The organism is Yoonia sp. (assembly GCF_036007805.1).
In the GTDB taxonomy this organism is placed as follows: domain Bacteria; phylum Pseudomonadota; class Alphaproteobacteria; order Rhodobacterales; family Rhodobacteraceae; genus Yoonia.
The window spans coordinates 1-1,517 of sequence record NZ_DASYOK010000231.1 but is presented as its reverse complement, the minus strand read 5'-3'; the positions used below and the strand labels follow the sequence as shown (position 1 = coordinate 1,517).

Here is a 1,517-nt window from a genome sequence, read left to right as displayed (position 1 = left end):
TTCTTTGAGGCCTTACCGGAAAGATTTGCAGAGTTTGGCAGAAATATTGTTCAAGGCCTATTGAATGGCATTAACGAGCAATGGGAAGCCCTCAAGGCGCGTATTTATGAACTTGGCGAATTGCTGCCGGGCTGGCTTCGTGATCGCCTTGGCATTGCATCGCCGTCAAAAGTCATGCACGAAATTGGCACCCAAATTGGGCACGGCCTTGCAAACGGTATCGCAGACACTCAAGCGCTTGCGCAGCAGGCTGTTGGATCAACTGCGGATCAGATAGAGAACACGGCACTTGATGCAGCAAGCAAAGTTGTTGGCGCAATGGGGCAGATGTTTGACCAGTCCAAGCCAATCGCAATGGCGCAAGCGCTCATCAATACATGGCAAGGCATTACCGAAGCATTGAAGCTGCCATTTCCTTCTAACCTTGCGGCGGCGGCACAAGTTGCGGCTCAGGGTTTTGCGGCAGTCAAGGGCATTCAAAGCACCAGCAAGTCCGGCGGCGGTGGCGGATCAACCGGAGCATCATCGGCAGCCGCAGCACCCGCAGTCCCAACGCAAACCGTAAGCATCAACCTACAGGGCGACACCTTCAGCCGTGGCAGCGTTGAGGGCTTGCTGGAGCAGATACAGTCACAGCTAGACCGTGGCGGAAGGCTGGTGTTCTCATGAGCGTTGTCATTCAATCCGGCTTCACAGGCAACGCGCAGCCCATTGACCAGCCGCGCATCTGTTTTGACAAGCATGCGGCATCAATCGGCGTCACCAGCAGCGCCAGCGGCTACGATCCCGACTGGATGCTGGACGGTGAGACATGGAGCGTCTGGAGGGCAGGCAGCACGTCGCAAACGATCACCCTGACATTCTCAAGCCAAACGACCAGCTATGCCGCGATTGCCGCGCACAATCTGGGCAGCATCGGCGCAACCGTGACGTGCCGTGTTGGTGGCATAAATGTTGGAAGCATCAGCCCGACCGATGACAGCGCCATCGTGTTCCTGTTCTTTCAGCGCACCGCAAGCCAAGTGCAGTTTATCATTGCCGGCGGCACAGCCGAGATCGCCGTTGCACAGGCTGGCGAGGCTTTGGAGATGCCGCAGCTATCAGTGTTCACGGGCCTGCCGATCAGCGAAAGCAAGCAAGTGCGCTACCGTCACCAGCAGAGCATCACGGGCGACGTTCTGGGCCGCGCTGTTGAAGGCGCAGACTTGCGCTTTGACCTGACCGTGCAGAACTTGCCCGAGACGTTCCGGGCGGCGGCGGGCGACATCACATGGAACGGCTTTATCAATCACGTTGATAACGTCGGGCCGTTCTTTATTGCCGCCAAGCCGTCTAGCTATCCCGACGATGTGGCCTACGCGCGCGCGACAGAGCGGCCACGGTTCAACCGCGAACGACCAAACCTGAACAATAGCGGAGCCGTCACGTTCCAGTGCATGGGGTATGCAGCGCCATGACCAACGATATCCAAAGAGTTGAGTTTAGGATCAAGGTGGACATGCAACGCTGGGATGACT

Annotated in this window: 2 protein-coding genes; both read left to right on the top strand. The window is 57.3% G+C overall.

Features of this window, described 5'->3' with window-relative positions:
• A partial coding sequence (locus VGP75_RS12635) for a phage tail protein (RefSeq protein ID WP_327544011.1) occupies nucleotides 1-669 on the top strand: 669 nt, incomplete at its 5' end.
• Nucleotides 666-1,457 carry a hypothetical protein gene (locus tag VGP75_RS12630; RefSeq protein WP_327544010.1) on the top strand — a complete coding sequence of 264 codons (792 nt, stop codon included), beginning with the start codon at nucleotides 666-668 and terminating at the stop codon, nucleotides 1,455-1,457. The genes VGP75_RS12635 and VGP75_RS12630, both read left to right, overlap by 4 nt.
• The last annotated feature ends 60 nt before the right edge of the window (nucleotides 1,458-1,517 follow it).

Excerpts from the sequence above, each read along its gene's own strand:
- VGP75_RS12630 (WP_327544010.1), top strand. The coding sequence starts at position 666 with ATGAGCGTTGTCATTCAATCCGGCTTCACAGGCAACGCGCAGCCCATT.